Source organism: bacterium, from assembly GCA_026398675.1.
In the GTDB taxonomy this organism is placed as follows: domain Bacteria; phylum RBG-13-66-14; class RBG-13-66-14; order RBG-13-66-14; family RBG-13-66-14; genus RBG-13-66-14.
Genome location: JAPLSK010000338.1, coordinates 1 through 5,242 on the forward strand (window position 1 = coordinate 1; position 5,242 = coordinate 5,242).

General features: G+C 66.8%; 5 protein-coding genes and 2 tRNA genes. All 7 read right to left on the reverse strand.

Going from position 1 to position 5,242, the window contains the following annotated elements:
* Positions 1 to 195: 195 nt before the first annotated feature.
* Positions 196 to 270 (reverse strand) — tRNA-Glu (locus NTW26_09910).
* Positions 271 to 459: 189 nt separating this feature from the next.
* A tRNA-Gln gene (locus NTW26_09915) sits at positions 460 to 533 on the reverse strand.
* A 36-nt stretch (positions 534 to 569) separates the two neighbouring features.
* Complete coding sequence (locus NTW26_09920; protein ID MCX7022567.1) at positions 570 to 1,175, reverse strand: hypothetical protein; 606 nt, start codon at positions 1,173 to 1,175, stop codon at positions 570 to 572.
* A 72-nt stretch (positions 1,176 to 1,247) separates the two neighbouring features.
* A complete protein-coding gene (locus NTW26_09925; protein MCX7022568.1) occupies positions 1,248 to 3,251 on the reverse strand; it encodes a S8 family serine peptidase in 2,004 nt (667 codons plus the stop codon).
* A 31-nt stretch (positions 3,252 to 3,282) separates the two neighbouring features.
* Positions 3,283 to 3,753 carry a C-GCAxxG-C-C family protein gene (locus NTW26_09930; protein ID MCX7022569.1) on the reverse strand — a complete coding sequence of 157 codons (471 nt, stop codon included), beginning with the start codon at positions 3,751 to 3,753 and terminating at the stop codon, positions 3,283 to 3,285.
* 77 nt (positions 3,754 to 3,830) lie between these two features.
* A complete protein-coding gene (locus NTW26_09935; GenBank protein MCX7022570.1) occupies positions 3,831 to 4,979 on the reverse strand; it encodes a multiheme c-type cytochrome in 1,149 nt (382 codons plus the stop codon).
* Between the two features lie 12 nt (positions 4,980 to 4,991).
* Entirely contained in the window at positions 4,992 to 5,135 is a 144-nt protein-coding gene (locus NTW26_09940) for a hypothetical protein (GenBank protein ID MCX7022571.1), read from the reverse strand.
* Positions 5,136 to 5,242 lie beyond the last annotated feature (107 nt).

Sequence of the window (5,242 nt, forward strand, 5' to 3'; positions counted from 1 at the left end):
CCGGGAGGAGTTGAACAAGCTCGACATCGAGAAATCTCAAAAAGAGGTCGTGAATCTCCTGAGGATGTTCGTGGTCCGCATCTACGTCTGCCAAAAAGAAAAGCGCGGCTCGAAGACCGCGCACCTGAAAATCCACTGGAATCCCGTACTTATAAACAAAGAGAGCCTGGAATCAGGCTCTACTGTTGGTATAGGTGGCAGCGGCACGGGGAATCGAACCCCGGTTGCATGGCTGAGAACCACGCGTCCTAACCACTAGACGATGCCGCCAGAGCAACGCCTTTGTAACTTAAACGGGCCGGTCTTGTCAACTCCTTTTGCCGGGGGCATAACTCGGTTCGCCGGGGGCGTAGCTCGGTTCGCTCGGTTCACGCGTCGGTCGCGTGCGTCGGGAAGGGGCAAGGGGCTTAAGCCCCTTGTCTGAGTGTATAGGACACTGCCCGGCCCGCTTCGGCCTCTTGGCTGGGGCGGATGGATTCGAACCACCGTAAGCAAATCCAGAGTCTGCTGTCCTGCCACTAGACGACGCCCCAGGAGGGGAGAAGCCTAGCACAAAGCTGGGGTGGGAATCAACCCGCGAGCGGCGCCTTTACCTCCGCCCCGGTCATCTCGAAGGACGCCAGCACGGCGTCCAGTTCCCCCATCAGGCTCTTCCAGTCCTTCTGCGACGCGGCGAATTGGATACCGCAGAGCGTCTGCCCCTTGACCAGCGTCCAGTCCCAGGCGCGCCACGGCGTATCCTCGACGTTGAAGGTGAACTCGACGCGGACGGCCTTGATACCGGAGAGGTCCACCTGCTCCCGTCCCACCTCCGTCATATCGGGGAAAGACGGTTCCAGCTCCCAGAGCTTGTCCTCCAGGGCCAGGTCGCGGTCCTCCACGGTGAGCTCCTGCCCTCGGTTCTGGCAGAAGACCGACAGGTAGGCCCCGGTCTTGGGCGAGAGGAGCATGGCGGTGTCGGAGTCGTTGGCCGGGTCCTGGATGAGCTCGCCATCGTCCCAGAGGTCGTTGGCGACGCTGAAGGTGACGCCGAATCGCTCCAGGTTGACGTCGCGGCGCGCGGGCGCGGTCACGACCTCCCCGCCGTCGGTGCCATCGGACGGTGCCTTCTCCTCCCCGCAGGCGAGGGGGATGAGGCAGACCAGTGCTATAAGGAACCAAACATGTTTCCGCATTTTCGACCTCCTGGATGGAGACAAGGGGTTTAAACCCCTTGTTCCACCCCTTGCCTTAAAAAATGGAGAGGATCAGCGGGCGATCACGAAACGCTGTAGTGAGCCAGCCCCGCTCGTTTTATCGGTGAGCTCCGCCAGGTATACCCCCGGAGCCAGGCCGTCGGTCGTCAGGGTGACCGTCTCCCGTCCGGCGGCGTGCTCTCCGGAGTAGGGTCGGGCCACGCGTCGGCCCGCGAGATCATAGACCGTGAGCTCCACTCGGGCGTCTATGGGGAACATCAACACGAAGTTCACCACGCCGTCGGCGGGGGAGGGGTAAGGATGGCCGAGCACCGCCCGCGGCGTGGGCATTCCCTGGCCGTAGACGAGCGTCTCCGGCCCGCGGGAGAGCTCCCCGCCCCCGGAAACGAGGGCCACGACGCGGTAGGCGTACTGTCTGCCCCACTCGACCTCGCGGTCCAGGTAGGGGCCCGTCGCGACGGAATCCGTGTTCAACGGCTCCCATAAACCCAAGTCCACCTTCCTGTAGAGGCGGTATCCCTCCACGAGGTCGGACCGGGTGAGCGTCCAGTACGCCAGGACGCCGTCGGCATCCTGGGTAAGGCCGAAATCGGTGAACCGCAGGCCGGCCTGCATCGCCAACAGGGCCAAAAGGCACTGAAGCCGGCCGTAGCCCGCGTAGTTGTCCTTGCCCGCCTCGCCCAGGTCCAGGGCGGAGAGCTCCAGGTAGTCCTTCACCTCCTGGGGCGTCAGTGAGGGGTCGGCCTGGAGCAAGAGGGCGACGGCCCCCGCCACGTGGGGCGTGGACATGGAGGTGCCCTCCATGTTGATGTAGCCCCCCCGGCGGCCGTCTATGCTCTTGATGCCCTCGCCGGGATTGACCGTCCCGCCCGGCGCGCAGATGTCCGGCTTGATGCAGCCCGGCGGGTAGGGCCAGTCGTCGTAGGGCGGGTCGAAGGCCCACTCCACGGGGCCGATGCTGGAAAAGAAGGAGACCCCGTCCGCGCTCTCGGTGGCGCCGACGGTGATTATCTCCGGCACATCGCCCGGGGTGCGGATGTTATCGGGCGGGGGGTACTGCTCCGTCTTGTCGCCCTCGTTCCCCGCCGCGGCCACTATCACCGCGCCCAGCTCCAGGGTGGTCCGGCACACATCGCGCCATAGCGGCTGGTTGTGGGTCTGATTCTGGTACCAGCCGAAGCTCAGGTTGAGGACGTCGGCGCCCATCTCCACCGCGTAGTCCATCCCGTCCCAGGTGATGTATTCCGTGCCGCGCCCGGTGTCGGAGAAGACCTTCACTGCCATGATGCGGGCGTCGGGGGCCACGCCGGTCTGGGACCCGGCGCTGCCGTCGCCGGCCACGATGCCCGCCACGTGGCTCCCGTGGCCGTCCTCGGGACCTAGCACGGTGCCGTCGTCGTAGTAGAAGTCCCAGCCGTTGACGTCGTCAACGTAGCCGTTGGCGTCGTCGTCGAGGCCGTTGCCCGGAATCTCGCCCAGATTGACCCAGGGGTGATCGGCCAGGTCGGGGTGCTCGAAGTCGCAGCCGGTGTCCACCACGGCCACCACCACCCCGTCGCCGGTGTAGCCGTAGGGCGCGTCCCAGACAAGCGGGGCCTCCACGCGGCTCACGTTCCAGGTGATGTCGGCGGAGGAACACAGGGCGTCGTCGGTGGTGGAGCAGAGGGCGACGCGGTCCACGCCGGGAAGGTCGGCCAGCTCCCGGGCGATTTCGGCCGTAACCCGGGCCCCCACGGCGTTCAATAGAACGAGGGGCCGGATGTCCTCCGCCAGCCCCGGCGCCTCGGCCTGGTAGAGGAAATCGAGGACCGGCGACTGGGACCGCCCGCACATCTCTTCGAGGAGGGCCCACCGGGCGGCCCGCCGTTCTTCGGGGGCGAGGGCTGTTGCGTAACGGTCCAGGTGAAGGTCGGCGGGGCGCTCGGCGAGCACGACCACCACGGGCGTGAGCGAGGCCGGATCGCGGTCGAGCTCCGCCTCGAGAGAGGGGTCGAGGGTGCCGGCGGCCAGGGCCGTCGCCGTCAGAAGTTGAAGGATGACAATCCGCACGCGCATGACGACTCAATCCGAACCGAGCTTTAGCGAGTTATGCCCCCGGCAAAAGGATGACCTCGGCGCCCAGACGCGCGGCCAGCTCCACCGCGGGGACGCACTTCAGTTCCTGGACGTTGAGCTCCACGAACCTGCGCCGCCCCTCCTTGTCGGCGAGGTCCACCCCGGTGATGTCCGCGCAGAGGGCGGACCCCATCCGCTTCACGAAGTCTTCCACCACTGGCGCGGATAGCCTGTAGGCCTCCTCCTTCGCCTCCCGGTCCTTGTAAACTTTGGGGCCTTTCAGCATCCCCAGCGCCATGACCGCGCCCGTCAGCGCACCGCAGGTCAGGCCCGCGCGGGCGGTTCCGGCGCCAAAGGGGGCGGCCAGGGCGAGGTAGTCCAGCGGGTCGCCGTCGGCCAGCTCCAACAGCGCCGACATGACGGCCATGGTGCAGTTGTAGCCTTCCTCGGCGAAAAGCTCGCGGGCCCGGTCCACCGCCCGCACGACCTTCTCCTCATCCATCGGCAACCTCTGAAAAATGGAGACAAGGGGTTTTGCCAGGGGCATAGCTCGCTTTGCTCGGTTAAACCCCTTGCCTTCTAGTGGTTGATGAGCTCCGCGTCCCGGGAAAAGCTGAAGTCGTCGTCGTAGCCCGGTTTGTGGCATTGGGCGCAGACGCGCGCCTCGACCGCGGGCGGCCGCTCGCCCGACGGGTGCTCCGCCGGGGTCTCGTGGCACATCTGGCAGCCGACCTCGGTGAGGTCCGGCGTGAGCTCGACGCTGCCGAAGCCGCCGGGCCGGCCGAAGCCCGTGGAGTGGCACCGGATGCACTCCAGGTTCCGGTCGTCCCCCGTGGCGACGAGGGACTCCCAGGCGTGGGCGTGGGGGGTGGAGGACCACTGGGCGTACTGGTCCGCGTGGCAGGCGCCGCAGTAATCCGCCCCGTGCCAGGCGTACTCGCCTTCGGGCTTGTAGAAGCGCTCCAGCCAGTCCGCGTACCGTTCCTGTTCGTAGGCCAGGATGACGGCGCGCGTCGCCGGGTCCACCTCGAGCACCTCGCCGTCCACGGGGATCGCCTCGTAGGATACCAGCCGCCCGAGGGTGTCGGGGTCGAGACTCAGCCGGACGACGCCCACGTAGCGCCCCTTCCGGCCGGGCCAGACGATGGGTGTCGTGTAGGAGAGCTCCGGCTCCCGCCGGAAGAGCCCCGAATGACCGCCGCCGACCAGGTCCACCTGGGGGAAATTTTCCGCGATTTCCACCTCGCCGGGCACGCCCAGATGCGAAAGAACGATGACGATGTCGCAGCCCGCCGCCTGGAGACTCGCAACCGCCTCCCGCAGCGGCTCCCGCCAGTCCGACACCCCGTAGCCCAACGCGGCCAGGTCGGGGCCGGTGGCGAAACAGTCGGGGTGAATCACCGCCGCGAGGCCGACCTTCACCCCGCCGCGTTCCAGGATGAGCGTCGCCGGGAAGGGGGGCCGGTCTTTCTCCAGGGGGGTTAGGTTGGCGCAGGCGAAGGGGAGCTCCCCCAGGAGCCGGGCCGGCGTCATCTCTCCGCCCAACAGGTCCTGGTCGCCCAGGGCGATGAGGTCGTAGGCGGCCAAAAGGTATACGTCAAGCACCGCCTCCGCCTTGCGGGGCTTGTCGTCCACGCCGAAGAGGTCCCCGGTGTCCACGAGAATCAGGTCGGGGTCCTCTTCGCGCAGGCTTTTAATCAGGCTGGCTCTCTCCGCCAGCCCGCCCAACCGGTTGGCCGGTCACCCACAGGTGGCCAGCTCCCCCCAGGTGTCGCTGGTGACGACGACGGTCAGCACGGGGCCGTCGTCCGTCACGGTGGCGATGACCAGGGAGAGCGCCGCGGTCAGGGCTAGAGCGGCGATCACGATGAGCGGTTTGGTCATGGTGATACCAAAAAGGAGCCTCGGCCCCATTATACTACGCCGGAGACAGAGACAAGGGGTTTAAACCCCTTGCCCTTCCTTCTTCCCCCCTCGGGGGGAATCACCAG

Coding starts and splice junctions, on each gene's coding strand:
- NTW26_09925 (MCX7022568.1), bottom strand. CDS start 3,251: ATGCGCGTGCGGATTGTCATCCTTCAACTTCTGACGGCGACGGCCCTG.
- NTW26_09940 (MCX7022571.1), bottom strand. CDS start 5,135: ATGACCAAACCGCTCATCGTGATCGCCGCTCTAGCCCTGACCGCGGCG.
- NTW26_09920 (MCX7022567.1), bottom strand. CDS start 1,175: ATGCGGAAACATGTTTGGTTCCTTATAGCACTGGTCTGCCTCATCCCC.
- NTW26_09930 (MCX7022569.1), bottom strand. CDS start 3,753: ATGGATGAGGAGAAGGTCGTGCGGGCGGTGGACCGGGCCCGCGAGCTT.